Genomic DNA, 25,376 nt, shown 5'->3' with positions numbered 1-25,376 from the left:
TGACTAATTGTATTTAATACTTATGGCTTTGTCAAAAGCAAAAAACAAAAAAGACAAAATTAAACGGAGCCAGAGATCAGAAAGTTCAAAAAAGCATAAAACAGAAATTGACAGTAAAAAAGCAATGTAACGGAAAATAATATCAAAGGTATCAGGACACTCTTCCGCAATTTTTCCTGCCTTTTTCCGTCAGCCTGTAGGATTTTATTTTACTGTTCCCTGCAGATAGTTCAGGGCCTGCGCAGAGCTTTGAACACCCTGGACAGTTCCCGCCGCAGCTAATTTCTCCTTCAGCTGTACACTCTATATCTCCTTTTTTTTCCATGATGTTCAGGAGGTTCCTGAATTCATCTTGCCTGAGGTTGAGCCTACCAGCAATGGTCCAGATGATGAGATTCTCTTTGGAGTCCATTATTGTGGCTATTCTTTTCAGGAAAAATTTGTAACCGACTACCATTATGCTCCCTCCCTGAATACAAGTACTTCATTAAGGGAAAACCTGTCTTTCCAGTGCAGTATTCCTGCAAGTGAAAGTAGTCCAAGGTAGATTCCCGGTCTGAAAGTCTCCATTATACTCCATCCTTCGTAGTCATCGGGGACTATAAAGGAATCAAGCAGAGTGCCGCCCATTATCAACAGGTATGCTCCCATGAATACAAGTGACATCAATATCCCTACATAAACGAAGGAGACACCTGCGTTAATTCCCTGTTTCATTTCCTTTAGGCCGTAAAGGAATACTGCTCCTATGACCACAAGGCAGAACCCGCCGAGGATGTCGCCCGGGACGAATAGTTGACTTGCTGTTGCGGTATTTATTCCAAGTCCTTCTGCAATGTGGAATATTCCAAAGATGGTGTACAGCGCTCCTGCAAGTGCTGCAAATATTAATTCTTTATTTTCATGATTTTGTTTCATCTACATCATCTCCTTTGTAGTTCAGGCAAGTAGTCCCATTCTGCTGCCAACCTGGTACACAACAAATGCACTTCCCCATGCAAGTCCTGTGCCGTAAAGTAATTGGAACATGGTCCATTTCCATGAACCTGTTTCTCTTTTGATAACTCCTATACAGGCAAAACATGGTGCGTACAGAAGAGTGAACACCATTAGCCCCAGACCTGCAAGGGGTGTCATTGCTCCAGCTGCAAGTACGGCTGAAAGACTTGCTTCATTCTCGCCTACTCCATAGAGTACACCCATGGAACCAACGACTATTTCTTTTGCAACAACGCCGAACAATAATGCTACAGCAATTCTCCAGTCAAATCCAAGGGGCGCTACAAGGGGTTCTAACATTACTCCAATGACGCCTATTACGGAATTTGTGCTGCCATAAATTTCCTCGGAAGCAAAGATCCCTCCACTTCCAGGTGCCGGAATTGATGCAAGTAACCATACTCCAACAACACCTATGAGTATGATAGTTCCTGCTTTTTTGAGGTATATCTTGCCTCTTTCCCACATGTGGATGGTACTTCCTTTGAGTGTAGGTATCTTGTATGAAGGGAGTTCCATAATGAAAGGTGCATCTTCACCTCTTAGTATTGTACTTCGCATGAGTTTTGCACTTACTATCGCGACAAGTATTCCAAAAGCATACAAACTGAAGATCACAACACCTGCATCTCTTCCGAAGAAGGCACCTGCCAACAACACATAGACCGGCAGCCTTGCTCCGCATGACATGAAAGGTGTGATAAGTATGGTAATGAGCCTGTCTCTGGTGTCTTCGATGGTACGTGTTGCCATTATGGCAGGAACGTTACATCCGAATCCCATTATAAGGGGAATGAATGACTTGCCGTGCAATCCGATCTTGCTCATCAGTTTGTCCATGATGAATGCAGCTCTTGACATGTATCCGCTGTCTTCCATCAGGGAGAGCATGAAGAAGAGCAAGAGGATGTTGGGCAGGAATATCAGTACCGACCCGACACCTGCTATCATTCCTTCTCCTACAAGGGATGCCAGCCATGGGATATTAATGACATTTGTGGCAGTTTCTGCGAGCCATCCGAAGAATATGTCTATTATATTCATGAAGGGTGTGGCAAAAGTGAAGGTAATCTCAAAAGCTGCCCACATCAAAGACAGAAATATAGGTATTCCAAGAACTCTGTTTGTCACCACGCGGTCAACCATGTCCGAACCGCTAAGATGTTCAGTGTTGATGTCACAAACCTGCCTTAGCATGGCCTGTATGGTCTTGTATCTCTGGTCTGCTATTTTTGCCTCTAAACTATCAGCATCTATTTTGCTGAGTATCTCATTTATACGGGTATAGCTATCGCTTTCCCTTGCTTTTTTAATTATATTCTCGTCGCCCTCAAGCAACTTCATGCTGAACCATCGTAACGGATAATGTGCAAAATAAGGATCAGTTCCAAGGATCGATCCAAGTTCATCAGCATTGTTCTCTATTTCTTCTTCGTAGGTGAACACGCTCTCTGTGAACTGCGTCTTATCTATCTCTCCTGCAACTGCATCAAGAAGACCTTCTATCCCATTTCCTTTACTTCCGATTGTGGATACTACGGGTATTTCGAGGAATTCCTGCATATTCTCCGCATCAATGCTGTCACCTTTTGCTAGTGCAAGGTCGGTCATATTGAGTGCGATGATCATTTTCACTCCCAGTTCCATCAACTGGGTCGTGAGGTAAAGGTTCCTTTCAAGATTTGTTGCATCTATAACCTGCACTACAATGTCCGGCTTTTCTTCAATAATGAAATCACGTGCTATTATCTCGTCAAGTGAATAAGCTGTAAGACTATAGGTTCCGGGAAGGTCTACAATTTCCATTTCAATGTCATTGTGGACTCTTTTTCCTATCTTTCTCTCAACGGTTACTCCGGGCCAGTTTCCAACGTGTTGTTTTGAATCTGTTATTGCATTGAATATGGAGGTCTTTCCAACATTGGGGTTGCCGGTAATGGCTACCGTTATTTTTTCTGTCATTCTGTCACCACTCTGGTTTGGATCAGATTTTCCAATTACTCAAGTATTTCGACCATGATGGTTCCAGCCTCTCTTTTTCTGAGAGAGAGATTGTAGCCTTTAAGCTTGAACTCCACCGGGTCACCCAGGGGTGCCCTGCGAATAACGTCCACCCTTGTTCCGGGAGTGAGCCCCATGTCAAGAATTCTTTTTCTTGAGGACTTTTGCCCTGCTACTTTCAGAACCTTCACGGATGTTTCAGGTTCGATGAAATCCAGTGTTTTTTCGTTCATTTTGTAACCTTTTGTTCTCTTATTTTTTATAGGTGGGCCTACAATGTGTAACTATGTATATATTATTTTCCATTGGCTTACATAAGTAGTGTTATTTACAATGTCTCTGTGTGCAAACATTGCTTGTAAATAAGTAACAAAAGGCCTTTCAGGGTGGATTCAAAAAAGATGGCCAAGGCTACATGTTTGAAATTGAAAGTTCGGTGCAAAAAAAGAAAACAACAGTCAGATGCTGCTGATTTAAAAAATAGGGGTATTTATTCCTGGTTTTCGATGAGTTTGTATATCTTATTCATGTCAAGGCAGCTCTCAATTATCTCTGCAAGTTCTTCATATGCCTCATCTTCAGTTGTGACTTTTTCAGGATGGTACTCTACGCCTTTCTTTTCGGCAAGATATATCATGAGTGCATGGCGTATGTTCTCGTTTTCGAAAAGTCCATGAAGGTATGTACCCACCACAGTGCCGCTCTCGTCAGTACTACCGTCATCACCAAAAACAGTTCTTGGTGTTTTGGTTATGCCCATGTGTATCTCGTAGCCACATATCTCGTCACCTTTGATGTTTTTGAAAATTGGGCCATCGGCTACTATTTCTTTTTGGACCTGAATGGTCTTTTTCTTGTATTCACCGAATGATGTTTCGATATCAAGCAAACCAAGTCCTTCATAGTCTGCTTCAACTCCGTTCTCTATGCCGGAATCGTGGATAACTTTACCAAGCATCTGATAACCGCCACAAATTCCAAAGATGGCTGCTTTTCCTTTGAGGTTGCGTATCTGGATGTCCATACCGCTTTTCTGAAGGTCTTGCAAGTCACTGACAGTATTTTTCGTACCGGGGATTATCACGCAATCGGGTGTTCCCAGATTTTCATCAAGATCAACATACCTGACGTTTGCAATCCTCTCTAGCGGTTCGAAATCAGTAAAATTGGAGATCCTTGGAAGGCGCACTACAGCAATGTCAATATCGTTGATATCTTCATTTTCTTCCCTTCCCTTTTTCTTCCTGATCGCCATTGAATCCTCAGAAGGTATATTGAGCTTGTAATATGGAAGAACTCCAAGAACGGGTACACCTGTCAGGTCTTCCAACTGCTTTAATCCGGGTTCAAGTATTGCAGGATCGCCTCTGAACTTATTGATGACGAAACCTTTGAGGTTCTTGCTGACGTCTTCAGGAAGAAGCTCTTTAGTTCCGTAGAGACTTGCAAAAACACCGCCTGATTCGATATCTCCCACAAGTATGATGGGTGCTTGTGTTATACGTGCGGTTCCAATATTGACGATATCCCTGTCATACAGGTTGATCTCGGCAGCTCCACCTGCTCCTTCCATGACTATCAGATCATATTCAGACTCAAGTCTTTCAAGGGCTCCCCTGAGCACGCCATGCATTTCCTCTATGGAATCGTAATAATTGCCAGCGGTCTTATCGGCATAGGGTTCACCAAGTACGATAACCTGTGATGTTCTATCTCCTTTGGGTTTGAGAAGAACTGGATTCATGTCAGCAGTGGGCTCAACTCCGGCAGCTTTGGCCTGTATTGCCTGAGCAATTCCAATCTCTTTTCCGTCTTTTGTGATCCATGAGTTGAGACTCATGTTCTGGGCCTTAAATGGTGCAACCTTATATTTTCTGGAAAGGATCTTGCAAAGGCCAGTGACCATTATGCTCTTGCCTACATCTGATGCAGTACCCAATACCAGTAGTTTCTTAGCTTTTTTCTTGTTTTCCATTGCAACCGCCCTAAATATTTTTGAATTGCTATACTATTTCGTAATAATGCAACAGTTTTATGAAGGACAACTTATATCTACTTAACTCCAGTTTATCTTAGTTAAGGTGGAACATGACAGAACTTATGCACGTAAGTGGCGGTCCAACAAAACCGGAGATTATTGCAGTTGCCCTATCAAAACTTGATTTAACGGATAATTGCAGATTTTTCGACATTGGTTGTGGTACGGGAGCCGTGTCTATAGAAGCTTCAAAAATGGTACGCGATATTAGCATATGTGCTATTGATGCAAGGGAACAGGCAATTGATGTAACGAAGAAAAATTTCGAAGCATTTAAGATTACCAATGCACATGTGTTTTCCGGTGAATCATCTGAGATCCTGGAAAAGCAGGATGTTGGGTCAATTGATTGTGCATTTATAGGTGGCACAAAAAACATTTCCCGTGTGCTTGAAGTGCTTGCTGAAAAGAAGGCAAAGAGTATTGTGGTGAACGCAGTCAGGATCGAAACGGTCGTAAACGTAATAAATAAGATGAAAGAACTTGACTTATTCGATGAGGTACTGCATTTAATTGTTTCGCGTGGTGCACCGATTACCGGTGAAACCATGTTCAAACCTGAAAACCCGGTATATGTTGTTGTCGGCAGATCAGGTAAGAATTAATCTTAAATCTTGATGGTGATAAAAAATGCTTATTGGAGTTGGACTTGGTCCGGGAGATCCGGAGCTTCTTACATTGAAAGCTGTTGAAAGCCTGAAAAATGCATATAAGGTATACGTTCCCGGTCCCATGGCTGCGAATCTGGTAGCTCCTTATGCAGAATCAGAGATTCTTGAATTCCCCATGTTGACAGATTATGATGTGCTAAATGCCATCTGGAAAAAGAATGCTGACATGCTTGCTGAAGAATCAAAGGACAATCTTGTTGTTTTTGGTCTCATCGGTGATCCTAACTTTTTCTCAACATTCACTCACTTAAAACGTGTTATGAAAAAATTCTATCCTGATGTGGAAACAGCAACTATTCCAGGTATCAGCTCGATCACTTCCTTTGCTGCGCAGACAGGTGCAGAAGTGGATTCATCCTTTGAGGTCAGTGATGGTTCAGACAGTAAATACAAGATCAGGTTGAAGGCAAGTAAGCCGCTTGAAATAATCGATACATTTGAAAAGGAAGGTTTTAACAAATTCACTTTCTGTGAACGCCTTTTCAGTGATAAGGAAGTCATTATTACAGAAAGAGAGAAGATTCCTGAAAAGGGCAACTATTTCAGTATAATCTTCGCAGAGAAAGAATAGTCACAAGGAGAATCCAGATGACAAACAAGAAAGTCTATTTTGTAGGGTCAGGCCCGGGAAATGCGAAATATATAACCGTAATGGGCAAAGAGCTTCTTGAAGGAGCGGACCTTGTAATATATGCAGGTTCCCTTGTGAACCCTGAAGTGCTCAATTACTCAAAAGGGGAAAAGATCGACAGTTACGGACTTACCCTTGATGAAACTAACAAGCTTATTGTTGATAATCTTGAAGCAGGCAAGAAAGTTGTAAGGCTACACAGCGGTGATCCTTCACTCTATGGTTCCATCGTTGAGCAGATCGAGGAACTTAAGAAATTCGATGTAGTGGTTGAGATCATACCTGGTGTTTCTTCAGTATTTGCAACTGCAGCTGCATTGCAGACACAACTTACCTTAAATGAAGTTTCAGAAACCCTTATTATTACACGCCCTGCTGGCAAGACCCTTGAAAAGGATCAGATAAAGGAACTCTCAAGGCACAACGCAACCATGGCTGTTTTCCTGGGAACCCAGAAGATCGAGCAGATCATGGAAAAGGTGGAATATGCACCTGACACCCCGGTTGCAGTGGTTTTCCATGCATCATGGCCAGACCAGAAGATCATAAAAGGCACTGTGGCAGATATCGCCGGAAAGGTCAAGGAAGCAGGCATTATACGCTCTGCGATGATCCTTATTGGTGGAGTTGTTGATCCTGTGGACTATGGAAATTACGGGAGGTCTTACTTATACGGAGTGGCACAAGAACCGCTATCATAACCTTTGAGAGAAATCTTGAGGTTGCAGAGCGTCTGGCAGGACATCTGAACGCTGATGTCCTGATGTACGATAAAAGCGTCTTCAAAAAGGCCTTCGAGCAGTATGATGCCATCGTGGCAGTATTCGCCACGGGCATTGTTGTGCGTGAGATTGCGCCACTTATTGAAGATAAATGGAAAGATCCTGCAGTTATTGTAGTGGATTCGAATATGAATTTCGCAATTCCCCTGCTTGGTGGTCATCATGGAGGCAATGAGATCGTCAGGAAGATAGCTGAAATTGGTCCTGTTCCGGTTGTCACAACAGCCACGGAAGTCCATCATAGAAATTCTGTTGAGGGCATTGCCAAATCCCTTGGTTGTGACATTGTCAACAAACCTTCCACTGTGCAGGTGAACTGTGCTTTGCTTGATGAGGATGTTGAGGTCCTTGAAATAAAGGGTCCTAAAATAGTCATTGTCGGGGACGATGTTTCGGTCCTGAAAAAAGAAAAGGCAGAAAACGCATGATCATAGGTATCGGAGCCCGAAGGGGCATCAACAGCCAGGAAGCAATCGATGCTATCAATAATGCACTTGCTGAAGCAGGTAGAAGTATCGATGACGTGCATGCTCTGGCATCTGCTAAATTAAAAGAGAACGAAGCGGGTCTCCATGAGGCAGCAGAAATTCTTGGAATTGGAATTACTTTCATTGATCACGATGAATTGAATACTTATGATGCGCCGTCAGCTTCGCAGGCAAAACGCTTCGGGCTTAGAGGTGTGGCAGAGCCTGCTGCACTGGCGTTGTCGGATAAAAAAGAATTGATACTAAGGAAGAAAGTATATGGTAGGGTCACAATCGCAATCGCAGAGTGAAGCAAAAGGAAAGCTTTACATTATTGGTATAGGTCCGGGTTCAGTCGAACAGCTAACCGTTAAGGCAAGAGATGTTATCCTTACTTCAGATTACATCGTCGGAAACGGTACCTATCTCGACCAGATGGCAAGTCTGCTGGACAAACAGGAGATCGTTCGCAGTGCCATGGGTAAGGAAGTTGACCGTTCACGCAAGGCAGTGGAACTTGCACAGGAGAACGTTGTTTCCATGATAAGCGGTGGAGATGCAAACATTTACGGCATGGCAGGTCTTGTCCTTGAAGTGGCAGAACATGCAGGTCTGAATGTTGAGATAGAGGTACTCCCAGGTGTCACAGCTATTACGGCAGCAGCAAGTGTGCTTGGTGCACCTATCGTTAATGACATGTGTACCGTAAGTCTCAGTGATCTTCTGACTCCATGGGGAGTAATTGAGAAAAGACTTGATGCAGCAGCATCTGCAGACTTTGTTATGTCACTGTACAACCCCAAGAGCCGTCAGCGCAAATCCAATTTCTCAAAGGCTATCGAGATTATCAGGCGTCACAAGGATGATTCAGTCCCTGTTGGTCTTGTGAAGAATGCCCTGAGGGACAAGGATCAGGACTACATAGTCACCACCCTTGGCGAGGTCATGGAGCACAATGACTGGGTGGACATGAGCACTACCATTCTTATCACTACCAATGATTCCCGCATATGGGAGTCCGAATATGGCAAGAGGATAATTACACCAAGGGGGTATCATAGGAAATATGACTACTGAATCCAAAAAGACAGACACAAGTATCGAAGAACTTGTGGAGATGACCACCGAGATCGATCCTGAGCTTGTTGGTATCTGTACCGACCTTGGGTCACAAACCGATGAGGCAAAGGCAATTTACATGACCAGTCGTAATATTGCTAAAAAACTCGTTGGCGATGATACCATTGAGGATAAGGTAAGACAGAGATGTGTTACCTCAACAGGTGACCCTGCGGTTGCAGACCTCATGCGTTTTGTAAATGATCCTATCAAAGCAGGCGTGGAAGCTATAAAAAAAGGTGCTCCTATTCTTGTTGATATCAATATGGTCAAGGCAGGTATCACCAAGAGAGGTCATAACTGTGAGATTATATGTGTACTCGACAAGGATGAGGATGCAGAACTTGCACGCAAGCATGGAATTACAAGAACCGCAGCAGGTTTCCTGAAATGCAAAGACATACTGGAAGGTTCAATTGTGGCTATTGGTAATGCACCATCAGCTGCTTTTGCAGTTTGCAGGATGATCGAGCATGGCATCAAACCGGCAATTGTTGTTGGTACTCCTGTAGGATTCGTCAATGCAGCAGAGTCAAAAGAAGTTGTCAGAGGTGCAGCGGTACCTTCCATCACATGTGTTGGAACACGTGGCGGAACTCCAATGGCAGTTGCATGTGTCAATGAACTTGTAGCAATAGCAAATGATGATGAATGTGTCATTGACTGAACACATTCACCTTTTCTAATTTTGAATTCCTACTTTTCTTACATTTCTGCTTTATATTAATATTACAGTTTCTTTTTCCCGACTGCGATATACAAACAGGTTATCAGGGCAATAAAAGCTATGAGTCCTGAAAATCCTGGTGATTCTTCTTCCTGTGCTGCCTGTGGAACATTTGCATTTTCTGCAGCAGCCTGGAAATCCTTGCTTCTTCCAATGGTGTATGAACCTGTATCCGGGGCTCTGTCATAAAGTGTACGGGCATCCTCATCCGGATTCAATTGTACTATTCCGGTTTCAAAATTCCTAATCTTAGCTCCGTAGTTGACGAGGGCTGTTTCAGCATGTAAGTTCATATTCCCATCATCGTTACCCAGAAATACTGATGGAATACTCAGGTACATTTTGTTTCCTTGCATGGTGATCAGGTGGGTTACTTCCTTTACTTCGAATTTTCCGGCAAACGTTCCAATCATACTGGCAGACAGCTTTCCATTTTGCAGACTATAGATCAATGAATAGTCTTCTGTGTTATCCTGATCCATGTCAAAGAAAATGTTTGTGATCGCACCATCATCTAGGTTCAGACTGCTATAAGTGACAGTTATCAGCATGTTATTTTCATCGAATCCTGTTTCTATGGAAACGATCTCATCTCCGTCATGCCCGAACCCTGTGGAATCAGATTCAGAGTCTGTGAATGTCATCCTGTCATTTCCATAACTGAGCAATGCTTTAATGGATCCGTCCGAAGTATCAATGGCTCCATTACCGTTGTCAGGTAAGCTGTCAATGTCTCCTCCAAGGGAATCCTGTAATGTGAAGGAATCAACGGTGATGTACATATTTCCGTCATCATTACCAAGTAACGTAAGTGGTATTCCAAGGTAAACCGTATTTCCTGATACTTTGAAAGTACCATCATTATAGGGGACTCCAAGAGACCTCGTCGTTGTATCTGAATATCCCAGTTTCGCCAATTCAGAATCTGTATTTATCATTTTGATGGCTGCGTCTGTACCTGTCAGGCTTCCTGCTGCGTACTCTATTCTGTAATCCACTCCAAATGTCGGTGGTGCCTGTTCCGTATTTGTGAAACCTGTGGCAAGCTGTTGGTCAATATCAATGTTCACCCAGCCGGTGATATCATCTCCATATGAAAAGGAGCTTGGCTCAACATTATTGGCATAGGTTATTACAAGGTTCAACATCCCATTTCCGACGGTTGCATCAATATTTTCTATATCTGCAGCACCGCCGTCTCCAACTCTGTCAAAGATGCGTGCATTGCTTGAAGCAGTTTGCTGTATTTTGACACCACCTGTGCTGGTGTCAATTACTCCATAATCAGGTGCCCTGTCAAAATCAAGAGCTTTTACCATCTGGTCATGGACTGCAACAAAAACATCGGCATTTCCGTCATCATTGCCAAGCATCCAGAAGGGCAGTGTGATGTATATAGTATTGCTCTGTGCCTGAAGTGTGCCTGAGTCTACCATGTCATCATTAAGTGTCGTGGTTATCATGGGGTCAGAGTAGATTATGCTCATATAACTGAACTGATATACATAATCAGCACCATTTTCAGCGTACCCTGTCAGAATGTTCTGGTCTGTGTCAATGAAAACAGCTCCATAAAAACTATAATCTGCAATATCCTCTGTACATGTTATGATTATATTGAGATTGTTTCCATTATTTAAAACATCCAGTGAACTTATGTCAGGGGAGTAAAAATCTCCTGTCGTATCCGGGATGGCAGCCAACGATGTAGTTATCATACAAGTATAAATTATAACAATAATTCCAGTTAATATCACTTTTCTAAATTTCACAGTACCACCAACAAATTCTTTATGTCAATTCATCTTAATTGACTTTAATAAAAACAATAGTTGGTTGATATTTAATCCTTATGAAATTATTAGTTGTATTTACTGCATCATACGTAGCCAACAATGTGGTTAGTGTAGACCATCCATAGTCCAACAACTATTAGTATTATTCCTGCCACTTTTTTAAGTTCAATGTCATATTCTGATAGTTTGCCAAGCATGTTACCGGACAGTTTTGCTGAATAAGCAATGATGGTCATTGGGACAGCAAAGCCCATGGAATATGTGAAAAGAAGGGTAATGCCGTATAATACATCACTTTCAAGCGCGACTAATGTGAGTATGGAAGCAAGGATCGGTCCTACACATGGGATCCATACAATTCCAAGAGAAATACCTATTGCAAGCCCGCCAAACAGTCCTTTTCCTTCAGCGTGGATCTTTCCGGTGTATTGTGAAAGGAACGCGAGCGTGTCCTTTTCCATTAGCATTGAAAGTCCCATGAAGATTATTATGAGTTCGGCCAGTATTCTGAGCTCATTGAGATGGGGCAATAAGTATTCTCCAAAGGCAGAAGCAGCAATGCCCATGGTCGTGAATGATATTGTAAGCCCTGCGATGATTGCAAGGGGCCTAAGCTTGCTTTCTCCTGTAGAGTAAGCGAGAACGATCGGAAGTAATGGAAGCACACATGGTGAGAGCACACTCACGATTCCTGCAAAAAAAGCGGCGATAGGTGTGAGTGAAGTAGCTTCCAGCATTTTGTTGTACCTGATAGTTACTGCCTGTATTCGATTGCTGCATCAAGTACACTTTTTAGTGTTTTCTTGGTGGTCAGGCCTATAAATCTTGCTCTATTTCTATCTGTAGTTGTCTGTCCGTTTACTCCCATGTAGATGTAACCGTTATCACTTCTTTCAGCGATGACAAACGAGTCAGGAATGGAGTATATATTGAAACTAGCTGCAATAGCTCCGGTTTCTTTTGTATTTATATACATAACGGTAGCTGTGCCTTCATAGTCATTTGCGATGTCTGCAATAATGGGTTTCAATGCAATACATGCGGGGCAGATGTCCGAACCAATTTCTACCAGAACCGGGCCTTCAGCGAGTGCATCGTTCAATTGTTGGATATTGGTTACAGTAATAATTGCACTATCTTCTGCAGCTTTATTGTCTCCTACGAGTCCTACAACGATAAAAAGTACTGCGATGATCGCTACTGCAGGCAGGATTATTTTATTCATGGTATCTCATTTGTTCGTCTAATATAAAACGATATTGTTTTGTGTTTGTGTATTATGTTGGGACATGCATACAAAACCATGTGTCAAAAATTTAATTGATTTGTTATTTTTGAAGAACTTTCCACTTAAGCAAGATTCCGTCTTCTATTTTTTCAGCATCCATTAGCTCAAGTTTCAAAAGCTCTTTTTCCGGGAATCCCACTCCGTCAACAAAAGTAGGAGAGTTTTTCCCTCCGATTATCAAGTTTCCTACGAAGGTATATATCTCGTCAACAAGGCCACTGGAAATCATTCCCCAGTTAAGTGTTGCACCACCTTCTACCATTAACTGTTTGATACCTTGCTCCCTAAGTTTTTGCATGGCTTCAGGAAGATGTACTTTCTTCTTTCCGGCTACAATTATATCGGCTTTTTCTTTAAGTTCAGCTATTTTTTTAAGAGAGGCTGATTCCGAAACTATTATGATTCGCTTTCCTTTTCCCTTTGTGAAAATATCCGCATCAATGGGTGTTCTGGCATTGCTATCTACAATAATTCTCACAGGATTCTCATCAAGGCCTGCTTTTATCCTTTTATCCTGAAGTTCGGGAGATTTTACAGTCAGGCTTGGATCATCTGCAAGTACCGTTCCAATACCTACCATGATGGCATCAGACCCTGCGCGTAGTTGGTCCATGCGGTTAAAATCAATATTACCGGATATTTTAACCTGTTTTCTTTCCTTTGTAGAAATCTTACCGTCAGCAGACATTGCTGAATTTATGAATATGAATGGACGTTCCATAAGAACCACTTAAATAAAAAAGAATTGTGGGTAATCAATACCCGAAAAAATTGTATTTTAATTCAAATTTGCAATAGCCTGTATGATATTACGATCACGTAGAAGTCCAAGGAATTTTTGGTTAGCATTGACAATTGGTATCTGGTCTATTTTGCTCCTCTTCATCTTCAATGCGCATTCGCTCACACCTGATATATAGGCGGCTTTTACAAGATCTGCGACCATTATGTCCTTTACAGGTATGTTAGGAACCTTTACTCTTGAAACACTGTAATAAATACTCATGGTATCTCTCATGGATTCCCATGTCCATTCATCATCATCTGAACCATTGGACATATCAGACATTTCCACAGAATCTTCAATTACACTGGCATTTATGATGTCCCTGTCTGTAATTATGCCTACTACCTCAAGGTTACTGTCTATTACAGGAGCTGCCTTTGATTTTGCAAGTTCCATTATTCTGGCTGCAACATTTAATGGTGTATCTGTCCATACTGGAACAACAGTTGGATTGAGGTACTGCCCAACATGATCATCAATGTCCATCTCTGCAATAGCTGCAACAATATCTGCAACGGAAACAATTCCAAGTAATTTATCATCCTTCACTACAGGAAGCCTTCTGATATTGTTGTCCAGAAGAATCTTTGATACAGTTGTTATATCTGAGTCAGGGTCTATTACTATAGGATTGCGTGTCATTAAAAGTGCTAATTGCTCCTCTTCCGGATTTTTTAGAAGATTTGCCCTGCTGACAATTCCCACAATCTTTCCATCTTTTAATACAGGTACTCCTGATACTTTTTTATCTTTCAGAAGAGTATGGACTTCGTCCCTTGAGCCTGGAAGAGTTGCATATGCAACGTTTGTCTTCATTATCTCTGAGACTTTGATGTTTTTTGGCATGTTTAAACTCCCTACTTTTCCTCATCGGAGTCGCCCCGTACTATAAGTACAGGTACCTTTGAGTTTCTTGTAACTTTTTCTGCTACGCTACCGAGCAAAAATCTATCTAATCCGCTCTTTCCGAGGGTTCCCATTACTATCAGGTCTATGTTGTTATTGTCAGCAAATTCAATGATCTCATGACTCGGGTTGCCTTCAAGGGTCACCGTTTCAAAAGTAATACCAACATCTTCTGCCATTTTTTGAACAGATTCGGTTGCAACACTTGCTTCCTGTTCAAGGAGCTCATACATCATTTCCCATCCTGAATCCATAGGAATAGAGGCAAAAGCTGCAGTATCGACAACATATCCTGCATATAATTTTGCACCACTCAATTTTGCAAGTTCGATACTGTGATGGATTGCTTTCCTGTTTTGTGCGGATCCATCAGTCGCAATAAAAATATTTTTGTACAAAGCACTTGTCATTGTCCCTCTCCGTTGTGAATATATCCCTATTTATATCATCACAGATAATATATCATCAGGTCGCCCTCTCCTTACAATGCCACTGATCGGGTCTTTTATACCTGTGAGATTATTTGAATTACCATTAATGATCATTATTTTTGCTATATTTCCTTCCTGAATATAGCCGGGTGCTTCCAGTCCCAATATTGTTGCACCCATAAGCGTACACATCATAAATACTTGTCTGTCATCTATTCCAAAAATTTTAGATAAAAGCTCCATTTCAGAAAACATGTTGACTGAATTCAGCATCACGTTGTCGGTTCCGACTGCGACTTTAATTCCCATATCCAGCATTTTTACAATAGGTGCCATCCCTACTCCGGTTATAAAGTTCGATCTTGGACAAACTACAATAGGTATGTCCATATCAGCAACTTCCTGAAGGTCTTTTTGGGTTGCCTGGGTCATATGTATCAGAATATCCGGGTCAAGAGATAATGCTTTGTTTATGTCACTTCGACTGCTTTCGCCTGCATGTACTGCAAAGGTTTTGTCCATTTTTAGAGAATACTGCCTTGCAGTTTTCAGGATTTCCATGTCTATGTCATTCGTACCACTCATACCAAATCCGTCTGCTTTGTCAAGCAGCTCTTCCAACTCCCTTGATATGTTTTTTTCTCCGACATTGTTCGCTGGTCTTCCAAATATCCTGGCAAGTACGTCTGATGATTCCAGTGCTTCTTTTAGTGCAAGCACTCCTTTTGTGCCACTTTCCCTGAAATCCGCAAATGCATATGTGCCGGTGTCGTTCATGTCCTGGATGGAGTTCATCATTGCATCCACAATTTTCCAGTGTGGTGTCGTATTTAATATCCGGTGTTTCAGTCCGTGTGGTGGTTGAACCAGCTGGCTAAGGTCTCTTTCGACATAATGTCCATGCAAATTTCCAAGCACAGGGTCTTTACAGACCGAATCTCCAATGTGAGTATGAGCGTTAACAAAACAGGGCGCAATGATATTTCCGGAATCATTCTTTTTTTCGTGAACTTCCTTGACGATGCCATCCTCTATTACGATATAACCTTCGATGACCTCTGCTTCAGGCCCGTATATTATTTTACCGTGTATCGTCTGTTCGCATGACATGGCTACTTCTTTATGGACTTTATTGTTTATAAGCATTTTAAAAATGATTTGGCTATTGGGGATGCGATAGTCCTAGCTATTGCAATTTTTAAAGTCCTCAGTAAATTCGGTTATGTTTGATATTTTCATGCAAAACCATAAATACAAAAAGTTAATTATTTCTAATCAACAGACCGACCGTCGGTCTGTAACGTTTGCCTATTCAAGAGGAGCAGTCCAAAATGATTTCTGTTAAGAACCTAACTTATACCTACCCAGATTCGGAGGATGAAACACTGCATGGTCTGGATTTTGAAATTGCCAGAGGAGAGATATTTGGTTTCCTGGGTCCTTCAGGGGCTGGCAAATCCACCACACAGAACATAATCATCGGATTGCTGAAGGAATACAAGGGCAGCATTGAGGTAATGGGACGGGAGGTTAGTGAATGGGGACAGGATTATTACGAACATGTAGGTGTCTCATTTGAGCTACCGAACCACTATCTTAAGCTCACAGCACTGGAGAATCTGGAGTATTTCCGCTCGCTTTACGAGGGAGAAACATCAGATTCAATGGAAGTGCTGGAATGGGTAGGACTCAAAGAGGATGCCAATAAAAAAGTCTCCGACTTCAGCAAGGGTATGAAAGTTCGCCTGAATGTTGCACGTAGTCTTATTCACAAACCGAAGATACTTTTTTTAGACGAGCCTACAAGCGGTCTTGATCCTGTGAATGCACGTAAGGTCAAAGATCTGGTGCTGGAACTTCGCAGTCATGGTACGACTGTTTTCATAACCACTCACGATATGATGGTGGCTGATGAACTATGCGACCGTGTAGCGTTCATCGTAGACGGGAATATAAGTGTCATTGACTCGCCGTCCATTCTTAAAAAACAGTATGGCAAACGCAATGTTCGGGTAGAATATTTCGACGGTCTGGCTACACAAAAAATCCAGTGCAAGGAATTTCCACTTGACGGCCTTGGTGATAACAATGAGTTCGCAAACTTGCTAAAATCTGCTGGCCATGTCGAGAGTATTCATACACAGGAGACCACTCTGGAGAATATCTTCATCGAGGTCACCGGCAAGGAGCTGCACACATGAACCGTCTGTTTTCAGCTGTCAGGACCGATGTGACCGTGCAGCTACGCAACAACCTCTACACCATCGGAATAATCGCAGGGATACTCGTTGCGGTGGCGATATCTCAGGTGGCAGGTCCAGACCAGTTACAATCCATCGTTCCAGCTTTGATGCTCATGGTTGCAGGCGGTTCCACATTGCTTTATGTTGCAGGCATGATAATCTTTGAAAAGGATGAAGGCACACTGAACGCGATAATCGTTTCACCTCTTAGAACATCGGAATATCTCCTGTCCAAGGTGATTACCCTTACCGCACTGGCAACATTAGAATCTTTCGTGATGATAGGTGGTACGATGCTTATAATGAGTTTCCAGGACAGTGTTAGTTTCCCTAATATTCCCCTTCTTTTGATTGGTATTATTGCTATCGGGGTAATCTATACGCTCATCGGTATAATTCTCATAGTACGTTTTGACAGGATCACCGATTTTCTCATTCCCATGTCCGTAGTCGCAGTACTGCTTCAACTCCCGTTCCTGTATTTTCTGGGCTGGATCGTCCATCCTTTATTCCTCATAATTCCAACAAGTGCACCGGCGATGCTGATGCTGGGTGCATACGTTCAGCTGACATCATGGCAGTGGACCTATGCCACAGTTTACACAGGCATACAAATTGCTGTTCTCTCGGTCTGGGCTTCCCGTGCCTTTAAAACACACATCATTTTGAAGGTGAACTAAACATGCAGATCACAAAATTAGTACACAGACTTGGACGTAATGATGTGAAGCTCATTGGTAGGGACCGTTTTCTGCTGTTTATGTTCCTTTTCGCTGCGATAATTGCATCTGTGCTGCATTTTGGTCTTCCGTGGATGAACATCTATCTGGCTGAAACCGGTTTGCTTCCGATGAAAGGCATTGCTGCAAGCCTCACTGTTCTATATCCAATGCTTGTGGCTTTCTTTGCACTTTTTGATGGAACACTGCTTGTGGGTGCTGTCTTTGGTTTTGTTTCCTCCTTACTGGGTCAGCAAAGCCTACTGGATGGCATACGCGGGCAATGGTCTATGGTGGATCGTATTATTGATCGGTGTCATCTTAGAGTTTGCTTTGATTATGGTGCTGATCAGACGTTTCAATAGGGCTGCATATCGCTAGATTAATAATCTCTTTACCCCTGAAAAAGAACAGAATATGGAATTGAAAGACAGGATCATCAACTCGGCACATGAATTGTTTTCCGAGAAAGGGTATGATAAGACTACTGTTGCGGACATAATTAAAAAGGCAGATAGTTCTAAAGGTGGCTTTTACCATCACTTCAGATCGAAGGATGAGGTTCTTGAAGCGATTACCCTGGGTTATATGCAGGAACTTCTGGAGTACTATGATGAGATACTTCTAAGTGATTCTTCGGTTATAGACGCGATAAACGATGTCTTCATTAAGATTACCCGGTACAAGGTCGATCAGGTTGAAGAGTGGCCGAAAATGACAAAGTTGTATTCATTCAGTGGCAATCATATTATCATCAAAAAAATAGCAGACGATTTTGAAAAGGTTACAACTAAACTCTATGAACAGTTGATTCTGAAAGGAAATGAAGGGGAAGTATTCGAAGTTCAATATCCAAAGATACTTGCAGGACTTTGGACAAGGGAACTAATGCAAGTTCTTGATAGGTCAAGAGCTTGTATTTTTTCAGATGAAGTGACAGTACTTGAAGAATATGAGGAGTTGCTGGATTTCAGCGAAAAGCTGTTCAATGATACTCTGGGATTGAAGAATAATGAGATTCGAATTAAAGATCCAGCTCTGGATTATGTGAGAAGTGTCAGGAAACAACTCTGAAACAGCTACCTGCCTTTTCTTCTACAGGTGGACATAAGTTGAGATTATCAAAAGTAATTCGGCAACAAAACCTGAAAATACGGGGATTGCAAGATTATCATCTATTTTTTCAAAGCCTGTTTCTGCAAGGGTGGCAACAAGCGCCATGGCAATTGCGATACTCCAGTTTGAAAGAAAAACATAGCCTATAATAAGGTCCACTAGGAACTCGGAAACACATCCTTCCAGGGATTTTTCACCCCTGAATATCCTTGTCCTGCCAAATTTCTTACCAATAAGTGCTGCGCTCATGTCTCCGAAAGTGGCCATCAGGATAGCAGCATAGGCAACGTTCTCACTGAAGACGGAGACTGCAACTATGGCAGCAAGGGTGAAATAAACATGTCCTGCTATTGATGTTTCCTCTTTCCGGCGTAACAGATAATGTATGAAAGGTAATTTGAAGCCATGGTCCAGTCTCATGTGTTCGATGAGGAGTATAAGAATGAGGTAGACGGTCATGAAATACAGGACTATCTGTTTTCCGAAAAAGGCATAGACAATCACGATAGCGACCGATGCCAGATGGAGTCCCTTGCGTAATATCTCATCAAGAAGTGAACTGGGTGGCATGCGTTCCTATTTTATTTTTTCATATATAAAAGAGTTCAACGTTATGAGGATAAACGAGTAGTTGTGCCATAAAAATCCAAATCAAAATAGGATAGCTGTGTTTTTCACAATATTTTGAGATGGTCACTCCATTATACCAACACCAATTCTTGTATACTGCAGTAATTATTAAGTATGTTTAGCTACACTTCCTATCTGGAAGTATAAGATTAATTCCCAGCCTTAAAAATAGTGGGCAAATATCTATCAAGGGAGCTAAAAAATGAAAGTAATAGGAATATCATGATCGCCCATCCCAAACAGTAATACCGACAGAGCATTGAGGGCAGCACTTGAAGAAACGGGTATGGATGTCGAATTTATCAAACTTAGCAAGCATAATGTCAAACCATGTTTGGCATGCATGAAATGCGTTGACAAGAACGTATGTGTTATCGGTGATGATGGTAATACTATCGCAGAGGAAGTAAAAGAGGCAGATGCACTTATTGTTGCAGCCTATACTCCTTACTCATCCATTGATGCTAGGACAAAGACTATTCTTGAGCGTCTTTATTGCCTGAGACACAAGCATGGTTACATGCAGGGTAAACCCGAAGGAATTATTGCAACATCTGCAGTGCCATGTATGCCTGAAGCACCACCGGTTGCAGAGGGTGTGGCCAATTCTGTTGCTGCATACATGGAGGAGGAAGGTATGCAGATCGTGGGCGATGCCAAGATACTGGGAAATGCGCCATGTGTAAACTCGCAGATGATTGTGAGCTTAGTGGTGTAAAAATGCTCTTCGGGCCTGAAGCAACAGTGGATTCCGTAGGAATTAACAACTTTGAGGATCAGGAAATTCCATTGGAAGCCGCAAAACAACTCGGCAGGAATATAGCTGAATCCTTGAACTCAAAGAAGTAATTTCCGGAATCAATAAAACCGTGGCTGAAATCACGGTTTTGATTTCATTCAGATGATAAGGCATGAGGATATCAACACTTTACTACCCCAACCACATCCCTCCATCCAACCACTCCAATTTGATATCCTCGTGCGATTTTCTCCATTACATATATATCTTTTCAATAATTTCAGCCGCAATGCAATTTATTACTATTTTTGACGTGTGGCTGTGTTCTAGTGACTACAACCGGGAATAAGTATTCCGGAATATGCATGGATATATAAGGGAGGATGAACTAGTGGAGACTCCAAAACGAAAATGAGTGAATAAAATGCTTAAAATAAAAGGACATGAAATTGGTTCAGTGCTTGTTAAGGGTGCCAGTAACAGAAGAGCCATACAATTTCAGAATAATATTATTACGGTTTTAAGAAAGATCGGTGTTAACGAAAATGACATTGATATCCCTCTTGAGCGCATGGCAATGAAAAAAGCGAAAGCTTCTGCAACCTGGTGGATATCAGATCATCGCATGCATTACAGCCATAGTATGCAAAAGAATTATGTAGAGAATCTCTATGTCCTATCCAAGGTAATTGAGCTCGAAGCAAGCCGGGTTCTTTCAGAGGAAAACACAATATCCGAGTTTATTTCAGAGTTCAAAGAGGATAAAGATGTTTTCAATAAACGCCTGGATGCACGAGAATTCTTTGGCTGCGACCACGATGAGACTGATTTTACAGTCATCAATGAAAAGTATAAGATGCTGTCAAAAGAGTTGCACCCCGACAAACCAACCGGGGATCTTGAGAAATTCAAGCAGTTAAATGTCGCACACAAGATATTGAAGAGAGAATTGACATAATCTCTCTTCAGACCCAGACATCAATACTCAAGTTTGACAATTTCAATAACTTCATGTAATATTCTATTTTCTTCCGTTTTTGCCTTTCAATCCTGCAATACAATGATTTTCACAATAGAAAAAAGAAAAGAATGCCGTTTATGTGAGCATTTACATGTTCAAACGGAGTCCTGATTGAAATAGTCAGGAGTTGTTGAGACTGAATTTACTATTACTTCTGAATTATTCCTGATGACGTATTCGCTCATCCCTACATCACTGTCAGGATTTCCCCAGTCGTATGTATATCCCAGTCTGCTCCATGGATATTCATTGTAGGTGCTGCTGTTAAGGGAATTGAACCAATCGACATGTTCCTGTGAGACGTTCTCATTAAAATCAAGTTGAGTTTGTGTATCTGTGATCTCAGGGTCAGGACTTGGTCTGAAAAGGTCATCCGGCTTTACCCACATTTCCACAAAATACTCATTCCCATCATCAAGAGGAAGGCCGATGAGCTGCTCCAGTCTGAGTGTTAGCTCATCATCCTGAATGTCATTTTGCTCAACGAAGCCTTTCAATTCAGGAATGACCATCACCCATGTGTCTCCCCACCATGTGAGCACGTTTGAATCGACGGGGTAACTCTCAGGATACTTGGTCCATGTGACAACAAGAACATATTTTTCACCAGAGTCTTCCATCCATTGAAGTTCAGTATTTGATTCGGTTATCGGAGTAAGTTCTCTGTATATCTCATCATCTTCGGCCACCATTGCATCTTCTATTGCAGCCCTGTACATTTGTTCAAGGTCTGTCACTTGAGCAGGAGATGAACCTGAATGCTCATCAAGAACAAATCCTGCAGATACTATGGCGACTAAAGATATGGATAATACTAACAATAAATTACCGTTTTTCATTTTTTGCCTTTAACTTATCCTTTTAGCTTAAGTACGAAGTTCTTCTGCTTTATCATAGCATTCATTTGCTTCATCAGTTCTGCCAAGTTCGCTAAGCGTATCTCCTTTTCCTTCCCATGCATCTGCAAATTCCGGTTCGAGCTCTATTGCTTTATTGTAGCATTCAATTGCTTCATCATATCTGCCAAGTTCGTTAAGCACATCTCCATTTGCATCCCATACGCCTGAAAATTCTGGATAGATTTCTAGTGCTTTATCATAACACTCTATGGCTTCGTCATATCTGCCAAGTTTGTCAAGTGCATACCCTTTTACTCCCCATGAATAGGCATATTCCGGTTCGAGCTCTATTGCTTTATCATAGCATTCAATTGCTTCATCATATCTGTCAAGTTTGTAAAGCGCATACCCTTTTCCTTCCCATGCATAAACATCTTCCTGATTGAGTTCTATTGCTTTATCGTAGCATTCTATTGCCTCGTCGTATCTCTCAAGTTCAGTGAGAGTATACCCTTTTGATTCCCATGCATAGGCACTTTCAGGGTTGATATCTACTGCTTTATCGTAACACTGGATTGCTTCGTCATATCTGCCAAGTTCACTAAGTGCATACCCTTTCCCTTCCCATGCGCTTGCAAATTTAGGATTGATCTCCGTTACCTTCTCACAGCATTCGAGTGTTTCGTTGTTCATTCCAAGATATGCGTAGCATATTCCTTTGTTATACCATGCTTCAAGGTTATCCGGGTCGGAACTTATCGTTTTGTTGGAATATTCAATTGATTTTTCAAAGTAATCCATTGACTCGTTATACCTGTCATGATAGTACAGTACGCATCCTTTTCCAGACCATGCCTCATCAAATTCCGGATCGATCTCTATTGATTTGTTATAGCATACGTCTGCTTCATCATATTCATTAAGTTGGAGAAGAGAATCACCCTTGTTAACCCATGCTTCACTATTCTGGGGGTCTATCTCTATAATCTCATTGTAACATTCTATTGCTTCATCATACCTGCTAAGTGCATTGAGGGATTCTCCTTTGTAGTTCAATGCATAGGTGTAGTATGGGTTGTCCATCTGTATGTTATCAACAGATGCAATTGCTTCAGCATACATGCTTGCTTTGTAAAGTTCGCCTGTGTTGGGAACCTGTGTATCCTCTTCGGTGCCGATACATCCCGCAGAAAAACCTGCTATCAATAAAATGATTAAAATAAATGTTGTTGTTAATTTCATAGTGTATCTCCTATTCTACTATCCTGGTATTTTGTTTTGCAGAAATCGATATCATATTTCTATGTACATAACTAATATATTACTATTTATTATATGTCCTGGCCGAAATTTCTTATTCATCTGCCAGTGGACAATTCTGCAAAATCTACAGCAATGCTCAGTGAATCGGAGCAATGTCTTTAGTAAATATTAAAAAAAGATTGCAGGCTCCCATCACCACAAAATCTATAATCTCGAACGTAATATTACAGATTACAATTTTTTGATGTGCGGCTGTGGTTTAGTGGTATGACCGTGGCTTCCCAAGCCATGAACCCGGGTTCGAGTCCCGGCAGCCGCATCTGTATTTTGTGGGATATCAGAATTGGGTAAAAAGCATACATGGTTGAGTAGATGCATTACCCAAATATCTGTCAAATATCCTGAAGCAAGTATATCTCGAATTTCAGTATAAATTCTTATTCAGGCTACCTATCATCTAAAGGTTCAGGGGAGACTGAATACGGCAATGATGTTTTTCTATTTTTTACATGCACATCAGATGTTTTTTCAAAAATAGCCTTCATTAAATACGTTGTCAGAGCAATGAGCAACCCCAGGAAACCTGATATCATAAAAACCGTGTCAATGTTAAAATTTAATAGGACTATACCAAACACTATGGGGGAAAGACTCTGGCCAGTGTACTTCATGGTGTTGTGTATGGATAATACCCCACCTCTTGATTCTGAAGAGGATATCTGAATTATCTGTGCATCAATTGTGGTTTGGGCAAGCCCATAACCAGCTCCAAACAGCAACATTAAAAGAAGAACTATGACAATTGAATTCGCAAATGAAATAGATAGTATTGCCAGTCCGACAAGTGCAAAACCAGTGGCAATCACTTGTATCATCGAATGTTTAGTGACCAGGACCTTTACGCGGGATGCCATTAGAATAACAGCTAGTCCCTGGAATGCCAATACAAGTCCTGCTTGCTTTGCCGTATAACCAAATACAGCCTTAAGCATAAAGGGCATGTAGATAATCACTGAAAATAATAGGAAGAAAATAGCAAAGCTCAGGAATACCGTATATAGTATTCGCAAATCCTTGAGTGCTGGAAGCACATTAAATATACCTTTATGGCTGCCATTTTCCTTCTGAACCTTTGTTTCCGGAAGGAAAAATATTACAAGAAAAGCGAATGGCAGTGAAAGTGCATAGAAAAGGAACGGATAGTTCCATCCCAAAATTGCTAGTCCTCCACCTATGAGGGGGGCAGATACCGCTCCAATGGCAAAAGCCATACTAACCCTGCTCATTGCATGTACACTTTCATGGCCTTTGTACACATCCCCAATGACCAGCATAGTCAAAGACATCATTCCTGCCACGCCAATACCCTGTATGAACCTCATGACAAGAAGTGATTGTAGGTCTGAGACAAAATAACTTACAAGTCCCATCAGGCCATAGATGACAAGACATGGGACCAGTATACTTTTACGGTTCACACGGTCAATGAAATGTCCAATAACCAGTGTGAAAATAGCTGTTGAGATAGTGTAGACCGATATCAACAGTCCGATTTCATGAGATGTTGTATTCAGAGGTGTCACCATCTCTGGCAACACTGGTGCTAAAATAGCACTTCCTGCCATTGCAAAAAAGGCAGTAATACAAAGCATTAGAAGATGAGTATTTTTAAATTGCATGATCTTACCTATTTATCCTGCATTCTTTGGGATACGTTTTTAAACATCATTTCAAGTGAGTTCATGATATCTTTTCTTTGACTGTAATCAAAACCGGATAAGAGAATGTCCTCCCACTCCGAAGCTATCTTTTTCATTTCAGGTTCCAGTTTTTTCCCTTTCTCGCTAAGAAAGATCCTGTATGATCGCCTGTCTTCCTCATCAACCTGCCTGAAAACATAGCCTTCATCAACAAGCTTCTTAAGAGCCCTTGTAGTAGTGGCCTTATCCATCTTCAGATAGTTTGAAAGATATTCCTGATTGACACCATCCTCGTGATACAATCGCATAAGAAAAGAAAACTGTCCACTTCCAAGACTATATGGCTCCATTTTTTTTTCAATATAGATTTGTCCATACCTGTGAAGATATGAGATAAACTTCCCAATGAATTCATTCTCGCACATTTGTACACCTTTTTTTGCAAACGTTGATCCAGTCCATT

At 41.6% G+C, this 25,376-nt stretch carries 31 protein-coding genes and 1 tRNA gene; 15 read left to right on the top strand and 17 right to left on the bottom strand.

All coding sequences use genetic code 11. The annotated features are described in order from the left end of the window. Window positions 1-151 precede the first annotated feature (151 nt). The 5 genes from WN948_RS06540 to WN948_RS06520 all read right to left on the bottom strand — a co-directional run bounded on the left by WN948_RS06540 (window position 152) and on the right by WN948_RS06520 (window position 4,975). Window positions 152-457 (bottom strand): FeoC-like transcriptional regulator, encoded by a 306-nt coding sequence (locus WN948_RS06540; protein WP_342306192.1) that lies wholly within the window; start codon window positions 455-457, stop codon window positions 152-154. After that, window positions 457-918, bottom strand: coding sequence for a hypothetical protein (locus WN948_RS06535; protein ID WP_342306191.1), 462 nt, complete (start codon window positions 916-918; stop codon window positions 457-459). The genes WN948_RS06540 and WN948_RS06535 overlap by 1 nt, the downstream gene beginning before the upstream one ends. A gap of 21 nt (window positions 919-939) precedes the next feature. Continuing rightward, window positions 940-2,961: a ferrous iron transport protein B gene (feoB, locus tag WN948_RS06530; protein WP_342306190.1), complete on the bottom strand. Its 2,022-nt coding sequence runs from the start codon at window positions 2,959-2,961 to the stop codon at window positions 940-942. 35 nt (window positions 2,962-2,996) lie between these two features. Then, on the bottom strand, window positions 2,997-3,233 hold the full coding sequence (locus WN948_RS06525) for a ferrous iron transport protein A (RefSeq protein ID WP_342306189.1): 237 nt from the start codon (window positions 3,231-3,233) through the stop codon (window positions 2,997-2,999). Window positions 3,234-3,490: 257 nt separating this feature from the next. Then, window positions 3,491-4,975, bottom strand: coding sequence for a cobyric acid synthase (locus WN948_RS06520; RefSeq protein WP_342306188.1), 1,485 nt, complete (start codon window positions 4,973-4,975; stop codon window positions 3,491-3,493). 113 nt (window positions 4,976-5,088) lie between these two features. Between WN948_RS06520 and cbiT the strand changes: the two genes are divergently transcribed. The 7 genes from cbiT (at window position 5,089) to WN948_RS06485 (ending at window position 9,375) form a co-directional block, all read left to right on the top strand. Beyond that, entirely contained in the window at window positions 5,089-5,643 is a 555-nt protein-coding gene (gene cbiT / locus WN948_RS06515) for a precorrin-6Y C5,15-methyltransferase (decarboxylating) subunit CbiT (protein ID WP_342306187.1), read from the top strand. 25 nt (window positions 5,644-5,668) lie between these two features. Continuing rightward, complete coding sequence (locus tag WN948_RS06510) at window positions 5,669-6,280, top strand: cobalt-factor II C(20)-methyltransferase (protein WP_342306186.1); 612 nt, start codon at window positions 5,669-5,671, stop codon at window positions 6,278-6,280. Window positions 6,281-6,297: 17 nt separating this feature from the next. Continuing rightward, complete coding sequence (gene cobM, locus WN948_RS06505; RefSeq protein ID WP_342306185.1) at window positions 6,298-7,041, top strand: precorrin-4 C(11)-methyltransferase; 744 nt, start codon at window positions 6,298-6,300, stop codon at window positions 7,039-7,041. 62 nt (window positions 7,042-7,103) lie between these two features. Continuing rightward, entirely contained in the window at window positions 7,104-7,550 is a 447-nt protein-coding gene (locus WN948_RS06500) for a cobalamin biosynthesis protein CbiG (protein WP_342306183.1), read from the top strand. After that, the gene (locus WN948_RS06495; protein ID WP_342306182.1) at window positions 7,547-7,900 is read left to right on the top strand and encodes a cobalamin biosynthesis protein; all 354 of its coding nucleotides are present in this window, start codon (window positions 7,547-7,549) and stop codon (window positions 7,898-7,900) included. The genes WN948_RS06500 and WN948_RS06495 overlap by 4 nt, the downstream gene beginning before the upstream one ends. After that, on the top strand, window positions 7,869-8,666 hold the full coding sequence (gene cobJ, locus WN948_RS06490) for a precorrin-3B C(17)-methyltransferase (protein WP_342306181.1): 798 nt from the start codon (window positions 7,869-7,871) through the stop codon (window positions 8,664-8,666). Before WN948_RS06495 ends, cobJ begins: the two co-directional genes overlap by 32 nt. Beyond that, on the top strand, window positions 8,656-9,375 hold the full coding sequence (locus tag WN948_RS06485) for a precorrin-8X methylmutase (RefSeq protein ID WP_342306180.1): 720 nt from the start codon (window positions 8,656-8,658) through the stop codon (window positions 9,373-9,375). The genes cobJ and WN948_RS06485 overlap by 11 nt, the downstream gene beginning before the upstream one ends. Window positions 9,376-9,437: 62 nt before the next feature. Here WN948_RS06485 and WN948_RS06480 read toward each other — a convergent pair whose 3' ends face one another. The 7 genes from WN948_RS06480 to WN948_RS06450 form a co-directional block, all read right to left on the bottom strand. Then, on the bottom strand, window positions 9,438-11,207 hold the full coding sequence (locus WN948_RS06480; RefSeq protein ID WP_342306179.1) for a hypothetical protein: 1,770 nt from the start codon (window positions 11,205-11,207) through the stop codon (window positions 9,438-9,440). Between the two features lie 107 nt (window positions 11,208-11,314). Next, window positions 11,315-11,968, bottom strand: coding sequence for a cytochrome c biogenesis CcdA family protein (locus WN948_RS06475; RefSeq protein ID WP_342306178.1), 654 nt, complete (start codon window positions 11,966-11,968; stop codon window positions 11,315-11,317). 17 nt (window positions 11,969-11,985) lie between these two features. Then, window positions 11,986-12,456 (bottom strand): thioredoxin family protein, encoded by a 471-nt coding sequence (locus WN948_RS06470; protein WP_342306177.1) that lies wholly within the window; start codon window positions 12,454-12,456, stop codon window positions 11,986-11,988. A 103-nt stretch (window positions 12,457-12,559) separates the two neighbouring features. Then, window positions 12,560-13,240 carry a 2,5-diamino-6-(ribosylamino)-4(3H)-pyrimidinone 5'-phosphate reductase gene (locus WN948_RS06465; RefSeq protein ID WP_342306176.1) on the bottom strand — a complete coding sequence of 227 codons (681 nt, stop codon included), beginning with the start codon at window positions 13,238-13,240 and terminating at the stop codon, window positions 12,560-12,562. 57 nt (window positions 13,241-13,297) lie between these two features. Continuing rightward, window positions 13,298-14,152 (bottom strand): CBS domain-containing protein, encoded by an 855-nt coding sequence (locus tag WN948_RS06460; RefSeq protein WP_342306175.1) that lies wholly within the window; start codon window positions 14,150-14,152, stop codon window positions 13,298-13,300. A gap of 11 nt (window positions 14,153-14,163) precedes the next feature. Then, entirely contained in the window at window positions 14,164-14,622 is a 459-nt protein-coding gene (locus tag WN948_RS06455; protein ID WP_342306174.1) for a universal stress protein, read from the bottom strand. A 30-nt stretch (window positions 14,623-14,652) separates the two neighbouring features. Further along, window positions 14,653-15,753, bottom strand: a complete 1,101-nt coding sequence (locus WN948_RS06450; protein WP_342306173.1) for an amidohydrolase family protein — start codon at window positions 15,751-15,753, stop codon at window positions 14,653-14,655. Between the two features lie 221 nt (window positions 15,754-15,974). Here WN948_RS06450 and WN948_RS06445 point away from each other — a divergent pair, with 221 nt between their 5' ends. Genes WN948_RS06445 through WN948_RS06430 form a run of 4 tightly spaced genes read left to right on the top strand, consistent with a single transcriptional unit; the run spans window position 15,975 to window position 18,679 of the window. Next, a complete protein-coding gene (locus tag WN948_RS06445) occupies window positions 15,975-16,844 on the top strand; it encodes an ABC transporter ATP-binding protein (protein WP_342306172.1) in 870 nt (289 codons plus the stop codon). Next, on the top strand, window positions 16,841-17,566 hold the full coding sequence (locus WN948_RS06440; RefSeq protein WP_342306171.1) for an ABC transporter permease: 726 nt from the start codon (window positions 16,841-16,843) through the stop codon (window positions 17,564-17,566). The genes WN948_RS06445 and WN948_RS06440 overlap by 4 nt, the downstream gene beginning before the upstream one ends. Window positions 17,567-17,568: 2 nt before the next feature. Then, window positions 17,569-17,970: a hypothetical protein gene (locus tag WN948_RS06435; RefSeq protein WP_342306170.1), complete on the top strand. Its 402-nt coding sequence runs from the start codon at window positions 17,569-17,571 to the stop codon at window positions 17,968-17,970. A gap of 52 nt (window positions 17,971-18,022) precedes the next feature. Next, complete coding sequence (locus WN948_RS06430) at window positions 18,023-18,679, top strand: TetR/AcrR family transcriptional regulator (RefSeq protein ID WP_342306169.1); 657 nt, start codon at window positions 18,023-18,025, stop codon at window positions 18,677-18,679. Window positions 18,680-18,700: 21 nt separating this feature from the next. Here the strand turns inward: WN948_RS06430 and WN948_RS06425 are convergent, their stop codons facing one another. Continuing rightward, window positions 18,701-19,291: a CTP--2,3-di-O-geranylgeranyl-sn-glycero-1-phosphate cytidyltransferase gene (locus tag WN948_RS06425; RefSeq protein WP_342306168.1), complete on the bottom strand. Its 591-nt coding sequence runs from the start codon at window positions 19,289-19,291 to the stop codon at window positions 18,701-18,703. A gap of 346 nt (window positions 19,292-19,637) precedes the next feature. Between WN948_RS06425 and WN948_RS06420 the strand changes: the two genes are divergently transcribed. The 3 genes from WN948_RS06420 to WN948_RS06410 all read left to right on the top strand — a co-directional run bounded on the left by WN948_RS06420 (window position 19,638) and on the right by WN948_RS06410 (window position 21,048). After that, window positions 19,638-20,069, top strand: coding sequence for a flavodoxin family protein (locus WN948_RS06420; protein WP_342306167.1), 432 nt, complete (start codon window positions 19,638-19,640; stop codon window positions 20,067-20,069). Further along, window positions 20,030-20,200, top strand: a complete 171-nt coding sequence (locus WN948_RS06415) for a hypothetical protein (protein WP_342306545.1) — start codon at window positions 20,030-20,032, stop codon at window positions 20,198-20,200. The genes WN948_RS06420 and WN948_RS06415 overlap by 40 nt, the downstream gene beginning before the upstream one ends. 314 nt (window positions 20,201-20,514) lie before the next feature. Further along, window positions 20,515-21,048, top strand: a complete 534-nt coding sequence (locus tag WN948_RS06410) for a J domain-containing protein (protein ID WP_342306166.1) — start codon at window positions 20,515-20,517, stop codon at window positions 21,046-21,048. A gap of 158 nt (window positions 21,049-21,206) precedes the next feature. Here WN948_RS06410 and WN948_RS06405 read toward each other — a convergent pair whose 3' ends face one another. Both WN948_RS06405 and WN948_RS06400 read right to left on the bottom strand, forming a co-directional pair. Further along, the gene (locus WN948_RS06405) at window positions 21,207-21,950 is read right to left on the bottom strand and encodes a hypothetical protein (protein ID WP_342306165.1); all 744 of its coding nucleotides are present in this window, start codon (window positions 21,948-21,950) and stop codon (window positions 21,207-21,209) included. A gap of 27 nt (window positions 21,951-21,977) precedes the next feature. Then, on the bottom strand, window positions 21,978-23,192 hold the full coding sequence (locus WN948_RS06400) for a tetratricopeptide repeat protein (protein WP_342306164.1): 1,215 nt from the start codon (window positions 23,190-23,192) through the stop codon (window positions 21,978-21,980). Between the two features lie 269 nt (window positions 23,193-23,461). On the opposite strand from WN948_RS06400, the gene WN948_RS06395 reads away from it, so the two are divergent. After that, window positions 23,462-23,532, top strand: a tRNA-Gly gene (locus WN948_RS06395). A gap of 127 nt (window positions 23,533-23,659) precedes the next feature. Here the strand turns inward: WN948_RS06395 and WN948_RS06390 are convergent. Next, window positions 23,660-24,892 (bottom strand): MFS transporter, encoded by a 1,233-nt coding sequence (locus WN948_RS06390; RefSeq protein ID WP_342306163.1) that lies wholly within the window; start codon window positions 24,890-24,892, stop codon window positions 23,660-23,662. Between the two features lie 8 nt (window positions 24,893-24,900). Then, window positions 24,901-25,338: a MarR family transcriptional regulator gene (locus WN948_RS06385; protein ID WP_342306162.1), complete on the bottom strand. Its 438-nt coding sequence runs from the start codon at window positions 25,336-25,338 to the stop codon at window positions 24,901-24,903. Between the last annotated feature and the right edge of the window lie 38 nt (window positions 25,339-25,376).

It is taken from the genome of Methanolobus sp. ZRKC5 (genome assembly GCF_038446525.1).
In the GTDB taxonomy this organism is placed as follows: Archaea; Halobacteriota; Methanosarcinia; order Methanosarcinales; family Methanosarcinaceae; genus Methanolobus.
Note: the sequence above shows the minus strand (reverse complement) of the source record. Positions and strands in the feature narration are given on the sequence as shown.

Coding starts and splice junctions, on each gene's coding strand:
- feoB (WP_342306190.1), bottom strand. CDS start 2,961: ATGACAGAAAAAATAACGGTAGCCATTACCGGCAACCCCAATGTTGGA.
- WN948_RS06525 (WP_342306189.1), bottom strand. CDS start 3,233: ATGAACGAAAAAACACTGGATTTCATCGAACCTGAAACATCCGTGAAG.
- WN948_RS06430 (WP_342306169.1), top strand. CDS start 18,023: ATGGAATTGAAAGACAGGATCATCAACTCGGCACATGAATTGTTTTCC.
- WN948_RS06485 (WP_342306180.1), top strand. CDS start 8,656: ATGACTACTGAATCCAAAAAGACAGACACAAGTATCGAAGAACTTGTG.
- WN948_RS06400 (WP_342306164.1), bottom strand. CDS start 23,192: ATGAAATTAACAACAACATTTATTTTAATCATTTTATTGATAGCAGGT.
- WN948_RS06450 (WP_342306173.1), bottom strand. CDS start 15,753: ATGTCATGCGAACAGACGATACACGGTAAAATAATATACGGGCCTGAA.
- WN948_RS06390 (WP_342306163.1), bottom strand. CDS start 24,892: ATGCAATTTAAAAATACTCATCTTCTAATGCTTTGTATTACTGCCTTT.
- WN948_RS06385 (WP_342306162.1), bottom strand. CDS start 25,338: ATGTGCGAGAATGAATTCATTGGGAAGTTTATCTCATATCTTCACAGG.
- WN948_RS06440 (WP_342306171.1), top strand. CDS start 16,841: ATGAACCGTCTGTTTTCAGCTGTCAGGACCGATGTGACCGTGCAGCTA.
- WN948_RS06495 (WP_342306182.1), top strand. CDS start 7,547: ATGATCATAGGTATCGGAGCCCGAAGGGGCATCAACAGCCAGGAAGCA.
- WN948_RS06405 (WP_342306165.1), bottom strand. CDS start 21,950: ATGAAAAACGGTAATTTATTGTTAGTATTATCCATATCTTTAGTCGCC.
- WN948_RS06470 (WP_342306177.1), bottom strand. CDS start 12,456: ATGAATAAAATAATCCTGCCTGCAGTAGCGATCATCGCAGTACTTTTT.
- WN948_RS06420 (WP_342306167.1), top strand. CDS start 19,638: ATGGATGTCGAATTTATCAAACTTAGCAAGCATAATGTCAAACCATGT.
- cobJ (WP_342306181.1), top strand. CDS start 7,869: ATGGTAGGGTCACAATCGCAATCGCAGAGTGAAGCAAAAGGAAAGCTT.
- WN948_RS06540 (WP_342306192.1), bottom strand. CDS start 457: ATGGTAGTCGGTTACAAATTTTTCCTGAAAAGAATAGCCACAATAATG.
- WN948_RS06510 (WP_342306186.1), top strand. CDS start 5,669: ATGCTTATTGGAGTTGGACTTGGTCCGGGAGATCCGGAGCTTCTTACA.
- cobM (WP_342306185.1), top strand. CDS start 6,298: ATGACAAACAAGAAAGTCTATTTTGTAGGGTCAGGCCCGGGAAATGCG.
- WN948_RS06435 (WP_342306170.1), top strand. CDS start 17,569: ATGCAGATCACAAAATTAGTACACAGACTTGGACGTAATGATGTGAAG.
- WN948_RS06455 (WP_342306174.1), bottom strand. CDS start 14,622: ATGACAAGTGCTTTGTACAAAAATATTTTTATTGCGACTGATGGATCC.
- WN948_RS06410 (WP_342306166.1), top strand. CDS start 20,515: ATGCTTAAAATAAAAGGACATGAAATTGGTTCAGTGCTTGTTAAGGGT.
- WN948_RS06425 (WP_342306168.1), bottom strand. CDS start 19,291: ATGCCACCCAGTTCACTTCTTGATGAGATATTACGCAAGGGACTCCAT.
- WN948_RS06460 (WP_342306175.1), bottom strand. CDS start 14,152: ATGCCAAAAAACATCAAAGTCTCAGAGATAATGAAGACAAACGTTGCA.
- WN948_RS06415 (WP_342306545.1), top strand. CDS start 20,030: ATGTGTAAACTCGCAGATGATTGTGAGCTTAGTGGTGTAAAAATGCTC.
- WN948_RS06535 (WP_342306191.1), bottom strand. CDS start 918: ATGAAACAAAATCATGAAAATAAAGAATTAATATTTGCAGCACTTGCA.
- cbiT (WP_342306187.1), top strand. CDS start 5,089: ATGACAGAACTTATGCACGTAAGTGGCGGTCCAACAAAACCGGAGATT.
- WN948_RS06520 (WP_342306188.1), bottom strand. CDS start 4,975: ATGGAAAACAAGAAAAAAGCTAAGAAACTACTGGTATTGGGTACTGCA.
- WN948_RS06500 (WP_342306183.1), top strand. CDS start 7,104: ATGTACGATAAAAGCGTCTTCAAAAAGGCCTTCGAGCAGTATGATGCC.
- WN948_RS06465 (WP_342306176.1), bottom strand. CDS start 13,240: ATGGAACGTCCATTCATATTCATAAATTCAGCAATGTCTGCTGACGGT.
- WN948_RS06475 (WP_342306178.1), bottom strand. CDS start 11,968: ATGCTGGAAGCTACTTCACTCACACCTATCGCCGCTTTTTTTGCAGGA.
- WN948_RS06445 (WP_342306172.1), top strand. CDS start 15,975: ATGATTTCTGTTAAGAACCTAACTTATACCTACCCAGATTCGGAGGAT.